The sequence below is a fragment of the Achromobacter sp. NPDC058515 genome (assembly GCF_042721735.1).
Taxonomy (GTDB): domain Bacteria; phylum Pseudomonadota; class Gammaproteobacteria; order Burkholderiales; family Burkholderiaceae_B; genus Achromobacter.
Genome location: NZ_JBHXNI010000001.1, coordinates 109991 through 128925, shown reverse-complemented (window position 1 = coordinate 128925; position 18935 = coordinate 109991). Strand labels below are relative to the sequence as shown.

Annotated in this window: 21 protein-coding genes; 9 read left to right on the top strand and 12 right to left on the bottom strand. The window is 67.3% G+C overall.

Annotated features, from left to right (window positions below):
- Positions 1-6: 6 nt before the first annotated feature.
- Positions 7-489, bottom strand: a complete 483-nt coding sequence (locus ACFWP0_RS00590) for a YraN family protein (RefSeq protein WP_377839012.1) — start codon at positions 487-489, stop codon at positions 7-9.
- Positions 490-555: 66 nt separating this feature from the next.
- Between ACFWP0_RS00590 and rsmI the strand changes: the two genes are divergently transcribed.
- Positions 556-1491 (top strand): 16S rRNA (cytidine(1402)-2'-O)-methyltransferase, encoded by a 936-nt coding sequence (gene rsmI / locus ACFWP0_RS00585; RefSeq protein WP_377839011.1) that lies wholly within the window; start codon positions 556-558, stop codon positions 1489-1491.
- A gap of 3 nt (positions 1492-1494) precedes the next feature.
- Entirely contained in the window at positions 1495-2079 is a 585-nt protein-coding gene (locus tag ACFWP0_RS00580; RefSeq protein ID WP_377839009.1) for a methylated-DNA--[protein]-cysteine S-methyltransferase, read from the top strand.
- A gap of 30 nt (positions 2080-2109) precedes the next feature.
- On the opposite strand, the gene ACFWP0_RS00575 is transcribed toward ACFWP0_RS00580, so the two are convergent.
- Positions 2110-3072, bottom strand: a complete 963-nt coding sequence (locus tag ACFWP0_RS00575) for a septal ring lytic transglycosylase RlpA family protein (RefSeq protein WP_377839008.1) — start codon at positions 3070-3072, stop codon at positions 2110-2112.
- Positions 3069-3941, bottom strand: coding sequence for an RNase adapter RapZ (rapZ, locus tag ACFWP0_RS00570; RefSeq protein WP_377839627.1), 873 nt, complete (start codon positions 3939-3941; stop codon positions 3069-3071). The genes ACFWP0_RS00575 and rapZ overlap by 4 nt, the downstream gene beginning before the upstream one ends.
- A gap of 185 nt (positions 3942-4126) precedes the next feature.
- Between rapZ and ACFWP0_RS00565 the strand changes: the two genes are divergently transcribed.
- Positions 4127-4885 carry a c-type cytochrome gene (locus ACFWP0_RS00565; protein ID WP_377839006.1) on the top strand — a complete coding sequence of 253 codons (759 nt, stop codon included), beginning with the start codon at positions 4127-4129 and terminating at the stop codon, positions 4883-4885.
- A 12-nt stretch (positions 4886-4897) separates the two neighbouring features.
- The gene (locus tag ACFWP0_RS00560) at positions 4898-6181 is read left to right on the top strand and encodes a c-type cytochrome (RefSeq protein WP_377839005.1); all 1284 of its coding nucleotides are present in this window, start codon (positions 4898-4900) and stop codon (positions 6179-6181) included.
- Positions 6182-6193: 12 nt separating this feature from the next.
- Here ACFWP0_RS00560 and ACFWP0_RS00555 read toward each other — a convergent pair whose 3' ends face one another.
- The 9 genes from ACFWP0_RS00555 to ACFWP0_RS00515 all read right to left on the bottom strand — a co-directional run bounded on the left by ACFWP0_RS00555 (position 6194) and on the right by ACFWP0_RS00515 (position 13684).
- Positions 6194-7627 (bottom strand): PLP-dependent aminotransferase family protein, encoded by a 1434-nt coding sequence (locus tag ACFWP0_RS00555; protein WP_377839004.1) that lies wholly within the window; start codon positions 7625-7627, stop codon positions 6194-6196.
- Positions 7628-7652: 25 nt separating this feature from the next.
- Positions 7653-8579 (bottom strand): HPr(Ser) kinase/phosphatase, encoded by a 927-nt coding sequence (gene hprK / locus ACFWP0_RS00550; protein ID WP_006216298.1) that lies wholly within the window; start codon positions 8577-8579, stop codon positions 7653-7655.
- Between the two features lie 19 nt (positions 8580-8598).
- Positions 8599-9054 (bottom strand): PTS sugar transporter subunit IIA, encoded by a 456-nt coding sequence (locus tag ACFWP0_RS00545; RefSeq protein ID WP_377839002.1) that lies wholly within the window; start codon positions 9052-9054, stop codon positions 8599-8601.
- Positions 9055-9396: 342 nt separating this feature from the next.
- Positions 9397-9735: a ribosome hibernation-promoting factor, HPF/YfiA family gene (gene hpf / locus ACFWP0_RS00540; RefSeq protein ID WP_006216296.1), complete on the bottom strand. Its 339-nt coding sequence runs from the start codon at positions 9733-9735 to the stop codon at positions 9397-9399.
- Positions 9736-9956: 221 nt separating this feature from the next.
- A complete protein-coding gene (lptB, locus tag ACFWP0_RS00535) occupies positions 9957-10751 on the bottom strand; it encodes an LPS export ABC transporter ATP-binding protein (RefSeq protein WP_377839001.1) in 795 nt (264 codons plus the stop codon).
- Positions 10752-10784: 33 nt separating this feature from the next.
- Positions 10785-11423, bottom strand: a complete 639-nt coding sequence (lptA, locus tag ACFWP0_RS00530; RefSeq protein ID WP_377839000.1) for a lipopolysaccharide transport periplasmic protein LptA — start codon at positions 11421-11423, stop codon at positions 10785-10787.
- Positions 11420-12052, bottom strand: a complete 633-nt coding sequence (gene lptC / locus ACFWP0_RS00525; RefSeq protein ID WP_377838998.1) for an LPS export ABC transporter periplasmic protein LptC — start codon at positions 12050-12052, stop codon at positions 11420-11422. The genes lptA and lptC overlap by 4 nt, the downstream gene beginning before the upstream one ends.
- Before the next feature lie 37 nt (positions 12053-12089).
- Positions 12090-12698, bottom strand: a complete 609-nt coding sequence (locus ACFWP0_RS00520) for a KdsC family phosphatase (protein ID WP_377838997.1) — start codon at positions 12696-12698, stop codon at positions 12090-12092.
- Positions 12695-13684 carry an SIS domain-containing protein gene (locus tag ACFWP0_RS00515; protein WP_377838996.1) on the bottom strand — a complete coding sequence of 330 codons (990 nt, stop codon included), beginning with the start codon at positions 13682-13684 and terminating at the stop codon, positions 12695-12697. Before ACFWP0_RS00515 ends, ACFWP0_RS00520 begins: the two co-directional genes overlap by 4 nt.
- A gap of 105 nt (positions 13685-13789) precedes the next feature.
- Here ACFWP0_RS00515 and purT point away from each other — a divergent pair, with 105 nt between their 5' ends.
- The 5 genes from purT to cydX all read left to right on the top strand — a co-directional run bounded on the left by purT (position 13790) and on the right by cydX (position 18889).
- The gene (gene purT, locus ACFWP0_RS00510) at positions 13790-15007 is read left to right on the top strand and encodes a formate-dependent phosphoribosylglycinamide formyltransferase (protein WP_377838994.1); all 1218 of its coding nucleotides are present in this window, start codon (positions 13790-13792) and stop codon (positions 15005-15007) included.
- A gap of 327 nt (positions 15008-15334) precedes the next feature.
- On the top strand, positions 15335-15880 hold the full coding sequence (locus ACFWP0_RS00505) for a GbsR/MarR family transcriptional regulator (protein WP_377838993.1): 546 nt from the start codon (positions 15335-15337) through the stop codon (positions 15878-15880).
- 125 nt (positions 15881-16005) lie between these two features.
- The gene (locus ACFWP0_RS00500; RefSeq protein ID WP_377838992.1) at positions 16006-17580 is read left to right on the top strand and encodes a cytochrome ubiquinol oxidase subunit I; all 1575 of its coding nucleotides are present in this window, start codon (positions 16006-16008) and stop codon (positions 17578-17580) included.
- 12 nt (positions 17581-17592) lie between these two features.
- Positions 17593-18747: a cytochrome d ubiquinol oxidase subunit II gene (gene cydB, locus ACFWP0_RS00495; RefSeq protein ID WP_377838991.1), complete on the top strand. Its 1155-nt coding sequence runs from the start codon at positions 17593-17595 to the stop codon at positions 18745-18747.
- A gap of 16 nt (positions 18748-18763) precedes the next feature.
- Positions 18764-18889, top strand: coding sequence for a cytochrome bd-I oxidase subunit CydX (cydX, locus tag ACFWP0_RS00490; RefSeq protein ID WP_377838990.1), 126 nt, complete (start codon positions 18764-18766; stop codon positions 18887-18889).
- The last annotated feature ends 46 nt before the right edge of the window (positions 18890-18935 follow it).

The following is an 18935-nucleotide window of genomic DNA, read 5'->3' as shown; positions in this document are numbered from 1 at the left end:
GCCAGGTCAGGGCAGCCAGAACGCCCCGCGCAGCCATTGGGGCTGGCCGGCGTCGAAGACGACAGCGTCGAACCGGGCGGCGGGCAGGGTGCCGCGCCAGTGCCGCCTTGCCAGTTCCGGCAGCCAATGCGCCGCGGCGCGGGCCAGCCGGGCCTGTTTTTCGCGGCCGATGCTGGCGGCGGCGCCGCCGAAGCGGGTCCGGGCGCGCGCCCGGACCTCGACGAAGACCAGCGTGTCGCCGTCGCGCATGGCCAGGTCGATCTCGCCCGCGCGGCACCACAGGTTGCGCGCCAGCAGCGTCAAGCCTTGGGCCAGCAGCAGGCGCAGCGCGGCCGCTTCGTGCTGGTCGCCGCGGCGCTGCGCGGGCGAACGCCGGGGAGGGGGGCGGTCGGCGGCCACGGCGCGGCTTGCGCGCCGCCGCCGCTTGTTGGCGCGGCGCCGGGCGGCCAGCGCCAGTTCGCAGGCCAGGCGCAAGGTGTCATCCGTCATGGGGGTTCCGAAAGCAGCGGGCATAGGCGGCTACACTGACATGGTTTTCCGTGTCAGTAGGCTGCAATGAATCAAAACGTCTCACCTCCGCCTGCCGGCGATGCCTGGTCCCGCGTTTCCGAACGCGTGGCGGGGCAGCATTGGCCCGTCTCGACGCTGTACGTCGTGGCAACGCCGATCGGCAATCTGGGCGATCTGGGGCTGCGGGCCTGGCATGCCCTGCAACGCGCCGATGTGATCGCCGCCGAAGACACGCGCGCCAGCCGCACGCTGCTGGACGCCTGGGGCGTGACTACCCCGCTCATGGCCGCCCATCGCCACAATGAGGCCGCGGCGGCCCAGGCCATCTGCGAGCGCCTGGCGCAGGGCCAGACCGTGGCGCTGGTGTCCGATGCGGGCGCGCCCGCGGTCAGCGACCCCGGCGCGCGCGTGGTGCGGGCGGTGCGTGCCGCGGGGTTCGCGGTGGTGCCGGTGCCCGGGCCCAGCGCGGTGATCGCGGCCCTGATGGGCAGCGGCGTCACCACGGATGAGAATCCCGCCTATGCCTTCGCGGGCTTTCCGCCTTCCAAGGCGGTGGCCCGGCAGCGCTGGCTGCGCAAGTGGTGCGCCTTGCCCGCGCCGGTCGTGATGTTCGAATCGCCGCACCGGCTGGCGGCCACCCTGGCGGACTTGCTGGAAGTCTGCGGGCCCGACCGCCAGCTGACCGTGGCGCGCGAACTGACCAAGCGCTTCGAGGAGATCGCCACCTTCGCGATGGGCGACGGGGCGGCCTGGCTGGCGGGGGATTCGCACCGCGAGCAAGGCGAATTCGTGCTGATCGCGCATGCCCAGGCCGGGCAGGAAGAGGACGAGGACGCGGACCCGCGCACCGATGTCTTGCTGGACGCGCTGCTGGAGTCGCTGTCGGTGCGCGACGCCGCGCGCGTCGCCGCCAAGGTCACCGGCCAGCCGCGCGACGTGTTGTACAACCGGGCCCTGGCCCGCAAGAAGCCGCTGGAATAAGACATGGTGTATTCAACGGTCGTGTCGAACAAGCCCGCCGATCCCCACGAGCCGATCGCCTACCGGGACATGCCCACGCCGCTGGGCGAGATGCGCCTGGTCGCCAGCCCCAAGGGCTTGCGCGGCGCCTGGTTTACCGACCAGTCGCTGCTGCCGTCCCCGGAGGGCTGGACGCACACGGAATCCGATCCCATCCTGGAGCAGGCGCGCCGCGAACTGGACGAATGGTTCGCCGGAAAGCGCCGCACGTTCGACGTCGCCCTGGACCCCGTGGGCACCACGTTCCAGCACGAGGTCTGGCATGCGCTGTGCGCGCTGGATTTCGGTGTGCTGACCAGCTATGGCGAAATGGCGCGCACGGTGGGGCGGCCCAAGGGCGCCCAGGCGGTGGGCGGCGCCGTCGGCCGCAATCCGATCATCATCATCATTCCCTGCCACCGCGTGATCGGCGCCGATACTTCGCTGACCGGCTTCGGCGGCGGGCTGCCGCGCAAGCAGGCGCTGCTGGCGCACGAAGGCAACCGCTACCTCAGCCGCAACCCGCGCGCGCGCCGCGTTTGCGATGGCCAGGCCGAACTGCCCTGGTAGGCCGGGCCGCCTTGCGGCGGGCGCAGTTCTTTACTGCGAGGCGATGCTGGGCAGGATGCCGATCCGGTCCGAGACCATCGGCACGGCGTTCAAGGCGCTTTGCCGGTCGGGGTAGGGCCCGATCCTGACGCGGTACAGGTTGTTGGCTTGTTCGACGGATGCCGGGGGCGCGCCTTCCGCGCCCAATTGCGTGTTGATACGGCTGACCAGCGACTGCGCGTTGGCGGGCTGGCTGAACGCGCCCACCTGCAGATAGATGCTGCCGGCGGCGCCGGCCGGCATTTGGCGAACCGGCGCGGAGCCGGGCGCGGGCGCGGTCGGCGGCTCTGCCAGCAGCGCCACGGGCACGGCGGCCGCGGGCGCCAGGACCGGCGTGGAGCCGGTCGCCGATGCCGGCTCCGGCGCGGGCGCGGCGGGCGCGCCCTGCGAGGCCAGGCGGCGGATCTCGTCTTGCGGGATGGCTTCCACGACCACCTGCCCGCTGCCCGGGCCGATGATGCCCAGCTTGTAGGCCGCGACATAGGACAGGTCCATGATCCGGTCGCTATGGAACGGCCCGCGGTCGTTCACCCGCACGACGATGGTCTTGCCGTTGACCAGGCTGGTGACCCGCGCATAGCTGGGAATCGGCAGCGTGGTGTGGGCGGCCGTCATGGCGTACATGTCGTAGGACTCGCCGATGGACGTGGAATTGCCGTGGAACTTCTTGCCGTACCAGGACGCGATGCCGCGCTTTTTGTAGGGCTGGCCGCTGGTGTCGGGCACATAGCGCTGGCCGAACACCACGTATGGCCGGTTCGCGCCGCTGGCGTAGGGTTCGATCCGGGGCACCGCGTCCGGCACCTGGTCCAGATTCGACGGCGGGTTGGCGTCCGGCCCATCGTCCTTGTAGTAGCCGCCGCCTTTCTTGCGCCCGCCGGTGGAAGAACAGCCGGCCACGGCAATGGCCAGCAGCAACATCAGGATCAGGTGGAGCGGACGGGACAGGGTCATGCGGATTCGTCGGGCAGTTGGGTGCGATGGCGCACCAGCAGCGGGTCGTGGTCGGCAAAGCGCAGCGCCAGTTGTTCGACCACATAGACCGAGCGGTGCTGGCCGCCGGTGCAGCCGATGGCGACTGTCAGGTAGTTGCGGGTGTCTTGCGTGTATTGCGGCAGCCAGCGGTTCAGGAAGCCGGCGATGTCGTCGATCATCTGGCCCACCTTCTCGTACCCGGCCAGCCACGTGGCCACGGGCTCGTCGCGGCCCGTCAGCGGGCGCAGGTTGCGGTCGTAGTGCGGGTTGGGCAGGCAGCGCACGTCGAACACCAGATCGGCGTCGCCGGGCACGCCGCGCTTGTAGGCGAACGATTCGAAGGTCAGCACCAGCGGCGCGCGGTCGGCCTTGATCAGGTCGCGGATCCAGGCGCGCAACTGGCCGGGCGTCAGGTCCGAGGTGTCGATGACGTGCTCCTGCTCGCGCAGCGGCGCCAGCAGTTCCCGTTCAAGGGCGATGCAATCGGTGAGCGAGGGGGCGGTGCCGCCGCGCTGCAGGCGGTCGGTCAGCGGGTGGCGGCGCCGGGATTCGGAGTAGCGCTGCACCAGCGTCGCCGTGCTGGCGTCCAGGAAGACCACGCGCAGGCTGGTGCCCATGGCGCGCAGCGCGGTGACCACGTCGGGCAGTTCGGCCAGTTCGCCGGGGGAGCGGACGTCGATGGCGACGGCTACCCGCTCCATGCCGTCATCGCGGGCGTTGGCGATGAACTCGGTCAGGAACCGGACGGGCAGGTTGTCGACGCAGGTGTAGCTGGAATCCTCGAGCATCCGGAGCGCGACGGATTTGCCTGAGCCTGAGATGCCGGTGACAAGGACGACTTTCAACATGGACATGATTGTGGCACGCTTTTCCAGGACGATGCCGGCGGGATGACATCTGATATGGCCATAAACTCGGAATCTGCGCCTGTACCCTTTCGCCCGGCCTGGCGTAAGCTGGGGGCCGGATACTTCACAGATTCACTTTACGCGCCCCGCCGTCATGCGATTCGGGGGATGGGAATTCGACCTAGATGTTAGCCCTCATTTCCTTTCGTCGTGTTTCACCGCCGCGGTTTTGGGCAATTTCCGGGTGGTTGGCGGTCGTGATCGTTGCCTTTTGGGCCGCGCCGGCGCTGGCCCAGCAGGCGCCGCAAGAGACCTTGCGGCCGGACACCATGGCCGCGCGCGTGGCGGCCTGTACGGCCTGCCATGGCGCGCAGGGCAGGGCTGGCGCCGACGGCTACTACCCGCGCCTTGCCGGCAAGCCGCAGGACTATCTGTATCACCAGTTGCTGAATTTTCGCGACGGCCGGCGCCAGTACCGGCCGATGACGCATCTGCTGGCCGGCCTGCCCGATGACTACCTGCGCGAGATGGCCGCGTATTTTTCCGGGCAGCGCGCGCCCTATCCCGCGCCGGCGCGCGCCGATGTTTCCAGCGCCACGCTCGAGGCCGGCCGCAAGCTCGCCATGGACGGCGACGCCGCGCGCGGCCTGCCCGCCTGCGCGTCCTGTCACGGCGCCGCCTTGGGCGGGATGCTGCCGGCCATCCCCGGCCTGCTCGGCCTGCCACGCGACTACATCGGCGCGCAGATCGGAAGCTGGAAGAACGGCCTGCGCCGCGCGGCCGCGCCGGACTGCATGGCGGACATCTCCAACAAGCTCACCCCCACCGACATCGGCGCCCTGGCGGCGTGGCTGTCGTCGCAACCCGTCGTCGAGCCCTACGCGCCCGACGCCGCGGGTTCGGTCCGGCTGCCTGCGGAATGCGGCAGCCAGGCGCAACGGTAAACGGGGGCCCGGATGAAGCTCATGAAGAAAGTCCTGTGGGTCCTGCTGCTGCTGGCGATCGTGGCGGCGGGCAGCCTGTACTGGCTGGGTACGCGCGACGATTCCAGCACCGGCCCCGCTGCCGCCGCGGCCGATGGCGCGACGCTGGTCGAGCGCGGCCGCTACCTGGCGCTGGCCGGCAACTGCATGGCCTGCCACACCAGCCGGGGCGGCAAGGCGCTGGCGGGCGGCACCCCTATCCCCACGCCGTTCGGCACGGTGTACGGGCCCAATATCACGCCCGACGACAAGACCGGCATCGGCGCCTGGACGGCCGACGATTTCTGGCAGGCGCTGCACAACGGCAAGTCCAGGGATGGCACGCTGCTGTACCCGGCGTTCCCGTACACCGAATACACCCGCGTCACGCGCGCCGACTCCGACGCGCTGTTTGCCTACCTGCGCAGTGTGACGCCCGTTAGCCAGCCCAGCCGGCCGCCCGAACTCGATTTCCCCTACGACCAGCGCGCCTTGCTGGCCGCCTGGCGCGCGCTGTATTTCAAGCCGGGCGTGCAGGAGCCCGACGCCAGCCAGTCGGTGCAGTGGAATCGCGGCCGCTACCTGGTCGAAGGCCTGGGGCATTGCGCCGCTTGCCACGCGCCGCGCAACAGCCTGGGCGCCACGCGCTCGGCCGACGCGCTGACCGGCGGCCTCATCCCGGGGCTCGACTGGTATGCGCCGCCGCTCACCAACGACATGCAAACGGGAATGGGACGCTGGACGGCGCAGGATATCGCCACCCTGCTCAAGACGGGCATCTCCAAGCATTCCACGGTCAGCGGACCCATGGCCGAAGTCGTGCTGGGCAGCACCCAGCACCTGACCGACGAGGACGCGCTGGCCGTCGGCGTCTATATCAAGTCCCTGCCGGCTACCCCAGCCACGACGCAGCGTCCGACGGCTGCCGCCGCGCCAGCGGCAATCGAACTGGGCGGCAAGATCTATCGCCAGCAATGCGTCCAATGCCACCAGTCCGAAGGCGAGGGCAGCGGCACGGCTTGGCCCGCGCTGGCAGGCAACCCCACGGTGACGGCGCCGTCGCCGGTAAACGCCATCCGCATGGTGCTGGATGGCGGCTATGCGCCTGCCACCGCCGCGAATCCCCGGCCTCACGGCATGCCGCCGTTCGGACAGGTGCTCAATGACAATGACATCGCAATGCTGGTGTCCTACATCCGCAACAGCTGGGGCAACGAGGCCGGCGGTGTGACGCCGCTGGAGGTCAAGCGCGCGCGCGCCTCATCGACGCTGAATTAGCGTGCGCGGGCGCTAACGCGCCTGCATGGCCTGCGCGCAGGCCTTGCGCGCCAATTCGCCCAGCACGCGGATGGCGGCCTCGGCGCCGGCATCCCAGGGGTGTCCGTAGTTCAGGCGCAGCGCGCTGCCGAACTGTCCGCTGGCGGAAAAAATCGGACCCGGCGCCACGCTGATGCCGCGCGCCAGCGCTTCGCGATGCAGCGCCAGCGCATCCACGGCTGCGGGCAATTCCAGCCACAGGAAGAATCCGCCTTGCGGGCGCGTTACGCGCGTGCCCGCCGGAAATTCATGAGCGATCGCGTCGGCCATGCGTTCCTGCTGCGCCTGCAGGGTTTCGCGCAGCCGGCGCAGATGGCGGTCGTATCCGCCTTGCTCCAGATACTCCGCGATGGCGCCCTGCGCGGGACCGGACGCCGACAGCGTCGACGACAGCTTCAGGCGCTGCACGCGCTGCGCATAGCGTCCCGCGCTAGCCCAGCCGATGCGGTAGCCGGGCGCCAGGCATTTCGAGAACGACGAGCAATGCAGCACCAGCCCCTGCGTGTCGTAGGCCTTGGCAGGCACCGGCCGCGCCGATCCGAAGTACAGCTCGCCGTAGACGTCGTCCTCGATCAGGGGAATGCCGTGGCGGGTCAGCAGCTGGACCAGCCGTCGTTTGTTGTCGTCGGGCATTAGGCAGCCCAGCGGATTCTGGAACTGCGTCATCACCCAGCAGGCGCGGGGCGCGTGGCGTTCGATGGCGGCTTCCATCGCGTCAAGGTCGATGCCGGTGCGCGGATGGGTGGGCACCTCCAACGCCTTCAGCCCCAGCCTTTCCAGGGCCTGCAAGGCGCCGTAGAACGTGGGCGCCTCGACCATGACGGTGTCGCCGGGCTGCGTCACCGCCTGCAGGCAGAGGTTCAGCGCTTCCAGCGCGCCGTTGGTGATGACGATGTCGCTGGCGGGGACAGTGATGCCGCCGATCAGATAGCGCAGGGCGATCTGCCGGCGCAGCCGCGGGTTGCCGGGCGCCAGGTCCTCCACCGTGTCCCGCGGGTCCTGGCGCTTGAGGTGCGCGGCCATGGCTTGCGCCAGCCGGGGCAGCGGAAACAGCAGCGGGGAGGGGAAGGCGGAGCCCAGCGGCGTCACGTCGCGGTTGCGCACGGACCCTAGGATGTCGAAGATCCGCTCGCTGATCGCGAGCTCCGTCGATTCGCCGTCGGGACACGAGGCGCCGGGTTCCGGCGGCAGCGATTCGGCGGGGGCGTTGACGTAGTAGCCCGAACGCGGCTGCGCGCGGATCAGGCCGCGCGCTTCAAGCAGGTAATAGGCCTGGAACACCGTGGAGGGGCTGACGCCCCGCGCGGAGCAGGCGTCGCGCACCGAAGGCAGCTTGTCGCCGGCGCGCAGCACGCCGGCGGCGATCGACTTGGCGATCTCGTCGGCCAGGGTCTCGTAAAGGCTCACGATGCCGCAGGGCGACGACCCGGGATCATTTGCTGCTTTGGAGGATCGCCATGGCCTGGCGCTCCATGAACTCGCCCAGCGTATCGATGCCGCGCAACTTCAGTATCGTGTTGCGCACGGCGGCCTCCACCAGCACCGCCAGGTTGCGGCCCGCGGCCACCTGCAGCATCACCTTGCGCACGGGCAGGCCCAGCATGTCCTGCGTGATGTCCTGCAGCGGCAGGCGTTCGAACTTGTCCTGCGCGGTGGCCCGCACCAGGTGCACGATGAGCTTGAGCCGCATCTTCCGGCGCACCGAGGTCTCGCCGAAGATGGTGCGGATGTCGAGCAGGCCCAGGCCGCGCACTTCCAGCAGGTTCTGCAGGAGCTGCGGGCAGTGGCCTTCGATCATGTTGGGCGCGGTGCGCGAGAATTCCACGGCGTCGTCGGCCACCAGGCCGTGGCCGCGCGAGATCAGTTCCAGCGCCAGTTCGCTTTTGCCCAGGCCCGATTCGCCGGTGATCAGCACGCCCAGCCCCAGCACGTCCAGGAAGACGCCGTGCACGGTCGTGGTGGGCGCCAGCTTCTTGCCCAGGTAGATGCGCAGCAGGTCGATCAGCTGCGCGGCGGCCACCGGCGTGGACAGCAGCGGCACCTGGTGCTGGTCGCATTGGTCGACCAGGTCTTGCGGCGGCGTCAGGCCGTCGGCCAGCAGGATGGCGGGCACGCCGCCGATCAGCAGCTCGTCCATGTGGTGCATGCGGCGGCGCAGATCGAAGCGCGTGTAGTACGCCAGCTCTTCCTGCCCGAACACCTGGATGCGGGATGGGTGGATCAGGTTCAAGTGGCCGACGAGGTCGGCGGCCGCCATGCCGTCATCGGGGATCGCGCGGTCAGCGGCGCCTTGGCCCGATATCCAGTTAAAGGGGATTTTGTCGGCGTTGTCGTCGACGAGTTCCTGCACCGTGAGCATGGCAGCGTTTCCGCGTGGGTCAGAGTTGGCCGGTCGTGAGCATCTTGTGGACGATGGCCGGATCGGGCTCCGTGGCCAGGGCCTCGCGCAATGCCTTGTTGGACATGAGCTGGGCGAGTTCGGCCAGGATGTCCAGGTGCTGCTGCGTGGCCGTTTCCGGCACCAGCAGGCACAGCAGCATCGACACGGGCTGCCCGTCGGGCGCGTCGAAGGAGATGGGCTGAGCCAGGCGCACGAATGCCGCCAGCGCCTGCTCCAGGCCCTTCACGCGGCCGTGCGGGACGGCCACGCCCTGCCCAAGGGCAGTGGAGCCTAAGCGTTCCCGGGCAAACAGGCTGTCGAACACGAGCGCGCGCGCCAAGCCATGGTTGTTTTCAAAAAGCAGGCCGGCCTGTTCGAACGCACGTTTCTTGCTCGTTGCGAGCATATCGAGCACGACGTTGCCGGCGGGTAGGATGCGCGACAAATGATTCATCGGATCATTATATGGTTTTATGACGCACTGCAATAATTGGCCTCCAGGGCGGTCCCGCGACAGGACGCCAAGGTAGCGGCAAGAGCGACAGCATAGACCGATAGCGCCCGATTGTGGGCATTCTCGCGCCGGGAGCGGCGTTGCGGTTCGGGAAATGCGTGGAAAAGGCGGATCCGCCGGCAGTGGCCAGGGATTTTGGGGTAGATACGGGGGAGGGGTACGGCAGGAGGGAGTTTGCCGATGCCCCGGCTGGACGTGAGGTCTAGCGGGACACCGGGACTTAGGCAGGATCCTAGGATCGCTGTTTAGCTCGTCGCTCAGGGCGAGTGGTCATGAAGCGCGTTACTGCTGGGGTGGCGAGAGGCTCGCCGCTTGCCGCTTCACGGACTCCGCTGAGTGACTTCTTACCTTGTCCTTGTGCTTGATGACCTGACGGTCGACTTTGTCAGCAAGAAGGTCTATCGCTGCATAGAGGTTTTCATCGGTTGCTTCACAATGAATGTCCTTACCGCTTAGACGCATGGTGATTTCGGCTCTATGCCGCAGGGGCTCTACCGAGAGCATGACCTGGGTATCGATGACGTGATCGAAATGCCGCAGCACTCGCGCCAATTTGTTCATGACATATTCCCGGATTGCCGGGGTGACGTCGAGGTGACGACCGCAGATGCTCAGGTTCATAGTGTGCTCTCCTTCTAAAAGAGGAAAAAAGTTGCGCAAAAGGCGCGTTCGATTCGTTAGGCGTTCTCCTTCAATAAGCAGGTTCGTTTAGTACTAGTGTATAGACTCGGGCCGATAAAACAAGCTGACCTAGCGCAAGAACATGGCATTTTTATGGCTGAACCCCTAGGGCGTATGAGCCCCGTCCGCCCAGGGCGCCTAGGGGTCTTCCCCAGGGCCTGTTACATGCGGAAGTGCTCGCCCAGATAGACGCGGCGCACGGCCGGATCGCCCACGATTTCCTCGGGATGGCCGTCGGTCAGGACCTTGCCTTCGCTGATGATGTAGGCGCGGTCGCAGATGCCCAGCGTTTCGCGCACGTTGTGGTCGGTGATCAGCACGCCGATGCCGCGGCCCTTGAGGAAGCGGACGATGCGCTGGATCTCGATGACGGCGATGGGATCCACGCCGGCAAAGGGTTCGTCCAGCAGGATGAAGCGCGGGCTGGTGGCCAGCGCGCGCGCAATCTCCACGCGGCGGCGTTCGCCGCCCGACAGCGAGATCGCGGCATTGCTGCGGATGTGGCCGATCTGGAGCTCTTCCAGCAGGGATTCCATCTGCTCGTTGATCTTGGGCGTCGACAGCGGGCGGCCATCCGGCCCCAGCTGCAGTTCCAGCACGGCGCGGATGTTCTGTTCGACCGTCAGGCGGCGGAACACGGACGCGTCCTGCGGCAGGTACGACAGGCCCATGCGCGCGCGCTTGTGGATCGGCATCGCGGTGATGACGGCGCCATCGATCTCGATGCGGCCGGCGTCCGCGGGCACCAGGCCCACGATCATGTAGAAGCTGGTGGTCTTGCCCGCGCCGTTGGGGCCCAGCAGGCCGACGACTTCGCCGCTGACCACGGACAGGGACACATCCTGCACGACGGTCCGGCCGTTATAGGTCTTGCGCAAACCGGTTGCGCGCAGGCTGCCCTGCTTGACGCCCGAGGGGGCGGAGGTCACGGGTGTCGGCACTGAGGGTTGGTTCATCGTGGCTGCGAGTGGTGTTGCATGGGAAGCGCTTTAGCGCCCTTTCTTGGCTGCCTGCTGCTTGCGGCATTCGGCGACGGCCGCGTCCGCCTTGGCGCGCGGTTCGGCCACCGAGCGCACCCGGCCGCCCGCGGCGGCGGAGTTGGGGCCGCCCTGGGCTTCGTACGTGCCGGTCTTCTCGTTGTAGCGCACCCGCTCGCCTCGAATGGTGTCGAACGGTTTCCCGCAGACGTAACGGACCACGACCGCCTGGCCGATCAGGTCGAAGGTGCTCTTGGTGCCGTCGTATTCGGCGCGCAGGCCCTTGCCTTCGATGAGTTCGAAGGTGTCCGGGCGCTCCTGGCGGATGGTGACGACCTTGCCCTTGTTGGCGGTGGCCGTGCCGTACTGGTTGCCCTGCGCGTCCTCGGTCATCTGCAGCGTGTCGGACGACAGGGTCATGAGGCCCCGCGTCAGGTTGACGTTGCCCGTGAACACGCTTTGCTTCTTCACGTCGTCGTAGTGCAGGGTGTCCGACAGGATCAGCGTGCTTGGCTCTTCGGCCGGCGTGGCGGGCGTGGCCGCCTTGGGCGCCGGGTCCGCCGCGTAAGCCGGCGCAAGCGCCGAGGCCGTCAACAGGACGGCGCCGATCAGGCGCGTTGTCGGGGCGAGGAGAATCCGAAGGTCGGTCATGGTTTCTTCTTGTCAGTGTTGTTGGCTGGAATCTCGGTCCGGCGCTGTTGCTTGCCTTCCGAACCGGCAATTTCCACATCGGTCGATGCCGATACCTGCAATTGGCGTGTCTTGTTGTTGTAGTGCATGCCCTTGCCGGTCATGCGCGAACGGCCCTTGAGGACGACCGCGGGCAGGTCGGTGTAGACCACGTCCTCGTCGGGCAGGATGATCAGTTGCTGGCTGCGCACGTCCAGCATGTCGTTGTTGGCGTCGGGCTGGCGCAGCACATGCGCGTCGCCGTCCATGACGATGCGCTTGCCGCCTTGCTCCATGACGGCCGTCTTCGAGACGGCGACCGTGACGGGGTTGGTCTCGCGCTGGCCCACGGCGCGCGGCGCGGTGATGTGATACGAATCGTCGTCGGGGAAGTGCTCCGCGTACGCGCCCTCCAGCCGGTTGATGGGCTTGCCGGTGGGGTCGGTGCGCAGCATGACGAAATTACGCGACCACGCGTCCATCTCGTGGGTGATGCGGCGCGGCGGGTCCACCTTGATGGCCCGCTGCGCGTAATCGGCCGCCCACCAGGAGCTGGAAACCAGCACCAGCAGCAGGAACAGCGCGATCAGTGAGGGAAAACGTTCTTTCATCAGGTTCGCCGCAAGGGCGTGTTCGTTGAGGGGACGATCATTGGATCGCCCCGGGGCCAAGCAGCCCCGGCGCCGCCAGGAACGCGCCGAGACGTCCTTGCGCGGCCAAGAGGAGGTCGCAGCATTCGCGCACGGCTCCGCTGCCGCCGGAGAGCGTGGATACCCAGTGCGCGGCCTGGCTGACATAGCCGGGGGCATTCGGCACGCTGGCCGCGAAGCCTGCGCGCTGCAAGGCCGGCAGGTCGATGACGTCATCGCCCATGTAGCCGGTCTGATTCAGTTGGACACCGGTGCGCTGCGCAAGTTCGGCCAGGGCTCCGCCTTTGTCGCGCACGCCCTGCATGACCTCGGCAATGCCCAGCTCGGCGGCGCGGCGCGCCACGATCGGGCCCGCGCGGCCGGTCATCAGCGCCACCTTCAGCCCGCCCTCCATGAGCAGGCGCAGCCCGTGGCCGTCCAGCGCGTTGAAGCGCTTTTGCAGTTCGCCGCTTTCGCCATAGTAGAGGCTGCCGTCGGTCAGCACGCCGTCCACGTCGAAAACCATCAGGCGCACGGCGGCGGCGCGTTCGCGCACGGCGGGGGAGATGCGGGCAAGCACCAGCGCTTCGGCCGGGTGCGTCACGGAAGCAGAAAGAGTCATAGTCATACCACTTTAGCGGCCATCAGATCATGCATATGCAGGGCGCCCAGCAGCGCGCCGTCATTGTCCATCACCAGCATCTGATTGAGCCGTTGTTCGTCCATCAGCCGGGCGGCCTCGACGGCGAGCGCGTCGGGGGTGATGCTGCGGGGCGACCGCGTCATGCCCGATTCGACCGTCAGGCTGCGGATATCGCCGTGCCGCGCGATCAGGCGGCGCAAGTCGCCGTCGGTGAAGATGCCCAGGGGGCGGTGCTGCGCGTCGGTCACGACTGTCATGCCCATGCCCTTGGCGGACATGACCTCCAGCGCCTGCGACACCGGGGTGCCGGCAATGACGATCGGCAGGGCGTCGCCCTGGCGCATGACGTCGCGCACGTGGGTGAGCAGGCGCCGGCCCAGCGCGCCGCCCGGATGCGAGCGGGCGAAATCCTGCGGACCGAAGCCGCGCGCTTCCAGGCAGGCGACGGCCAGGGCGTCGCCAAGGGCCAGGGCCGCGGTGGTGCTGGCCGTGGGGGCCAGGTTCAGCGGGCAGGCCTCTTGGGCCACGCTGGCGTCCAGGTGGATATCGGCCTGCTGGGCCAGTTCGGATTGCGGGTTGCCGGTAATGGCGACCAGCCCCGCGCCCATGCGGCGCACGACGGGCAGGATGGTCAGCAGTTCCTCGCCGGAGCCCGAATAGGAGATGGCGATGAGCACGTCGTCCCGGGTGATCATGCCCAGATCGCCGTGGACGGCCTCGGCGGCATGCACGAAGAAGGCGGGCGTGCCGGTCGAGGCCAGCGTCGCGGCGATCTTGCGGGCAATGTGCCCCGTCTTGCCGATGCCGCTCACGACCACGCGGCCGCGGCACGCCAGCAGCAGTTCGACGACCCGCACGAAGCTGTCGTCCAGCCTTGCGGAGAGGTCGATCAGGCCCTGGCTTTCAATTTGCAGCGTTCTGCGCGCAGATGCCAGCGCGGTGTCGGACGATGTGGTGGGATGGTCAGTCATGCATGGATTTTAATATCAGTATGCGGGTTTGCCCCGGGCGGGGGGGTATGGCATGCTGGCGGATCATTTCAACGGCTTTCAAACTTTCCTTTCCAGGCCCGCTCCATGTCCAGCATTCCCAGCCCCGTCCTTGGCACGCCACTGTCTCCCCTGGCCACCCGCGTCATGCTGCTAGGCTCGGGAGAATTGGGCAAAGAGGTCATCATTGCCCTGCAGCGGCTGGGCGTGGAGGTCATTGCGGTGGACAGGTATGCCGACGCCCCGGGCCACCAGGTGGCGCATCGGGCGCATGTGGTGTCGATGACGGACTCCGAAGCCCTGCGAAAGATCATCGAACAAGAGCGGCCGCACGTTATTGTCCCCGAAATCGAGGCCATTGCCACCAGTTTGCTGGTTGAACTGGAAGCGGCGGGCGTGGCGCGGGTGACGCCCACCGCCCGGGCCGCCCAGCTCACCATGAACCGCGAGGGCATCCGCCGCCTGGCGGCCGAGACCCTGGGGCTGCCCACTTCGCCCTACCGTTTTGTCGACACCGAGGAAGAACTGCGCCAGGCCATCGATGGCGGCATCGGTTATCCCTGCGTCATCAAGCCGGTCATGTCCTCGTCGGGCAAGGGCCAGTCGGTGATCAAAAGCGCCGACGACGTGGCCTCCTCGTGGCGCTACGCCCAGGAAGGCGGCCGGGTGGGCGGCGGCCGCGCCATCGTCGAAGGGTTCATCCGCTTCGACTACGAAATCACCCTGCTGACCGTGCGCGCGCGCGGCGCCGACGGCCAGGTCGAAACCCGCTACTGCGAACCCATCGGCCACAAGCAGGTCGACGGCGACTACGTGGAAAGCTGGCAGCCGCATCCGATGTCGCCCGCCGCGCTGGAGCGCGCCCGCGACATCGCCCTGGCCGTCACGTCCGACCTGGGCGGGCTGGGCATCTTCGGCGTCGAGCTCTTCGTGGCCGGCGATCAGGTCTGGTTCTCGGAAGTCAGCCCGCGCCCGCACGATACCGGCATGGTCACCATGATCACCCAGGCGCAGAACGAATTCGAGCTGCACGCCCGCGCGCTATTGGGACTGCCGGTGGACACCGGCCTGCGCCAGCCCGGCGCCAGCAGCGTCATCTACGGCGGCGTCGAGGCCGCCGCGGTGTCGTTCCACAACGTGGCCGAGGCCCTGGCCGAGCCGGGCACGGACATCCGGCTCTTCGGCAAGCCCGAATCTTTCGTCAAGCGCCGCATGGGCGTGGGCCTGGCCGTGGCCGACGACGTGGCCGCCGCCCGCGCCAAGGCCAAGCGCGTATCCGCCGCCGTGACCGTCAAGGCGGGCTGAGGCCGGTTCCTGGCCCGGCAGCCGCGGGCGTAACGCCTCCCGGCCAACCCGCGACCTTCCTTTCTCTTCAAAAAACGCCACCCGCCTATCGGCCGGTGGCGTTTTTTGTCGCCGGTGCGGGGCCTGTTCTGTTGCGTGGTTGTCACGCCGGAGCGCTATCTTGGGCTGCCGGCCGCCTGAATCGCTTCTGCTTGCGTCCTTGCCCCTGCCGCCTGTGTGGTTTGCGCTTTCTCATTGTTTGTTCGATAATTTCAGGAATTTCTGAAAACGGCGTAACTGTTCGTGTCTGACAGCGCGCCGCAGTCTCACCTGGCCGGCTGAACCACCATGGCGCTTTCCCCCCAAAACGAACGTTTCGTCCTGCACTTCGGCGAAATGGGCAGCCGTTGGGGCGTGAACCGCACCGTCGGCCAGATCTACGCCTTGCTGTTCCTGTCGCCGCAGCCGCTGAACGCCGATGACATCGCCGAAGCGCTGGGCTTCTCGCGCTCGAACGTCAGTCTCGGACTGAAAGAGCTGCAGTCCTGGCGCCTGGTCAAGCTGATCCATCAGGTGGGCGACCGCCGCGACTACTTCGAGACTCCCAAGGACGTCTGGGAGATCTTCCGCATCCTGATGGAAGAAAAGCGCAAGCGCGAAATCGATCCCACGCTCACCCTGCTGCGCGACACCCTGCTCGCGCCGCCGTCGGGGCCGGACGAGGCCTACGCGCAACACCGCATGACCGAAATGCTGGAGCTCATCGAACTTTCCACCGGATGGTTCGATGAGGTTCAACGGCTGCCGCCGGAAACCCTGCAGAGTCTGATGAAACTGGGCTCAAAGGTGCAGAAGGTGTTGGGTTTCGCCGGCAAATTGCGAGGCAAGGGCTGATCGGCTCTGCCTCGATTTTTAGGAAACCTCTATGAAGTTGTATCTAACGCCCCTAAGATGGCGCGAGGGACGGCCTGGGAACCATGCCGGTTGCTGTGGCGCGTCAACGCTTTGGGAGCCGCCCAATGATTGATCTCGACGTCGTGAACCTGTCGCGATTCCAGTTCGCCGCGACCGCGCTCTACCACTTCCTGTTCGTCCCCCTCACGCTTGGCCTGTCGTTCATCCTGGCCATCATGGAAAGCGTGTACGTCATGACCGGCCGCCCCATCTGGAAGCGGATGACCATGTTCTGGGGCACCCTGTTCGGCATCAACTTCGCACTGGGCGTGGCCACCGGCGTGGTCATGGAGTTCCAGTTCGGCATGAACTGGTCCTACTACAGCCATTACGTGGGCGACATTTTCGGCGCGCCCCTGGCGCTCGAAGGGCTGATGGCCTTCTTCCTGGAAGCCACCTTCGTCGGCCTGTTCTTCTTCGGCTGGAACCGCATGTCCAAGGTCAGCCACCTGATGGTGACCTGGCTGGTGGCGTTCGGCACCAACTTCTCGGCGCTGTGGATCCTGATCGCCAACGGCTGGATGCAGAATCCGGTGGGCTCGATCTTCAACCCCGACACGATGCGCATGGAGATGACCGACTTTGCGGCGGTGATCTTCAACCCCGTGGCCCAGGCGAAGTTCGTGCATACCGTCAGCGCCGGCTACGTGACGGGCGCCATGTTCGTCATGTCGATCAGCGCCTGGTACCTGCTGAAGGGCCGCCATACCGACCTGGCCAAGCGTTCCATGGCGGTGGCGGCAAGCTTCGGCCTGGCCGGCGCGCTGTCGGTCGTGGTGCTGGGCGACGAAAGCGGCTACCTCACCACCGAACACCAGAAAATGAAGATCGCGGCCATGGAGTCCATGTGGCACACCGAGCCCCCGCCCGCGTCCTTCAACCTGATCGCGATTCCGAACCAGGCAGAGCGCAGGAACGACTTCGCCATCGAGATCCCCTACGTCATGGGCATCATCGGCACGCGTTCGCTCACGACGCCGCTGCTGGGCATCAACGACCTGATCCTGCGCGCCGAGAACCGCATCCGCGACGGCATGGTGGCCTACGAGGCCCTGCGGAAGATCCGCGCCAACCCCAAGGACGTGGACGCGCGCATGGTGTTCGACAAGACCTGGCCCGACCTGGGCTACGCCTTGCTGGTCAAGCGCCACCAGCCCGACATGAGCAAGGTCACAGAGGCTGACATCAAGCAGGCGGCGATCGACACCGTGCCCACCGTGGCGCCGCTGTTCTGGGCGTTCCGCATCATGGTGGCGGTGGGCATGTACCTGATCCTGTTCTTCGGCGTGGCCTTCTGGCTGGCCTCGCGCGGCCGCCTGGACAGCCGGCGCGGCCTGCTGAAGGTGGCGGTGTGGAGCCTGCCGCTGCCATGGATCGCCATCGAAAGCGGCTGGTTCGTGGCCGAATACGGCCGCCAGCCCTGGGTGATCGAGGGCGTGCTGCCCACGTACTACGCGGCTTCCGGCCTGACCATGGTTGACCTGGCCATCAGCCTGTCGATCTTCCTGGTGCTGTACACGGTGCTGCTGATCATCGGCGTGAAGGTGATGCTGCATGCCATCAAGGCGGGACCGAAATCCGATGGGCCGGCGCCTGGCGACGCCGCCGCCGATCCTGTGCGCGCCGCCGTGCGCGCCTGAGGGAGAGACGCAATGGATACCCTGATTCCTTTTGACTACGGCACCTTGCGCGTGGTGTGGTGGGTGCTGCTGGGCGCCTTGCTCATCGGCTTTGCCGTCATGGACGGCTTCGACCTGGGCGTGGCCGCGCTGTTGCCGGTCGTCGCCAAGACGGACGCCGAGCGGCGCGTGGTGATCAACGTGGTGGGGCCGGTCTGGGAAGGCAACCAGGTCTGGCTCATTACCGCGGGCGGCGCGATTTTCGCCGCGTGGCCCTTGCTGTATGCCGCCTCGTTCTCCGGGTTCTACCTGGCGATGATGCTGGTCCTGATTGCGCTGATCCTGCGGCCGGTGGGCTTCAAGTACCGCAGCAAGATGGAAGGCACGCGCTGGCGCAACACCTGGGACGGCGTGCTGTGCTTCTCGGGCGTGGTGGCCGCGCTGGTCTTCGGCGTGGCCATGGGCAACATCATCCTGGGCGTGCCCTTCACCTTCGACGCGGAGTCGCTGCGGCCCATCTACGAGGGGCATTTCTTCCAGCTCTTCATGCCGTTCGCGCTCTTGGCCGGCGTGCTCAGCGTGGCGATGCTGACCATGCACGGCGCCGTGCTGCTGGCCTGGCGCACGGAAGATCCCATCTCGTCGCGGGCCCGCAACTGGGGGCGCCTCTGCGCCTTGCTGACCGCGGCGCTGTTCGCCGCGGGCGGCTTCTGGGTGGCGGGCGGCGTCGGCGGCCATACGATCACCAGCGCCGTGGACATGACGGGCCCGTCGGACCCCATGCTCAAGACGGTGACGGTGCAGACCGGCGCATGGATGGCCAATTACGCGAAGTGGCCGCTGATGTGGATCGCGCCCGCGCTGGGCGTGGCGGGCGCCGTGCTGGCGGCGCTGCTGCTGACCGTGCGCGCGAACATGCTGGCGTTCCTGGCGTCCGCGGTGTCGATCATCGGCGTGATCCTGACGGTGGGCTTTTCGCTCTTTCCGTTCATCATGCCCTCGTCGACGAATCCGAAGGCGGGCCTGACGGTCTGGGACGGTTCGTCCAGCCACCTGACGCTGTGGATCATGGTGATCGCGGTTGCGATCTTCCTGCCCATCGTGACGGTCTACACCGGCTGGGTGTACCGCGTCATGCGCGGCAAGGTCACCAATGATTCGGTGGGCGACACGCCCAACTCTTACTGATAAGGGAGCCTCCACCATGTGGTATTTCTCGTGGATACTCGGCCTGGGCCTGGCGTGCGCATTCGCCATCCTCAACGCAATGTGGTTCGAGCTGCGCGAGGGTCAGTCGCATGACCCCCGCGCCAGCCGCGAAGACGAGTGAGCGGCGGCGCCAGCAGCCTCGAGCACGATCCGTCGGCAACCCTGCA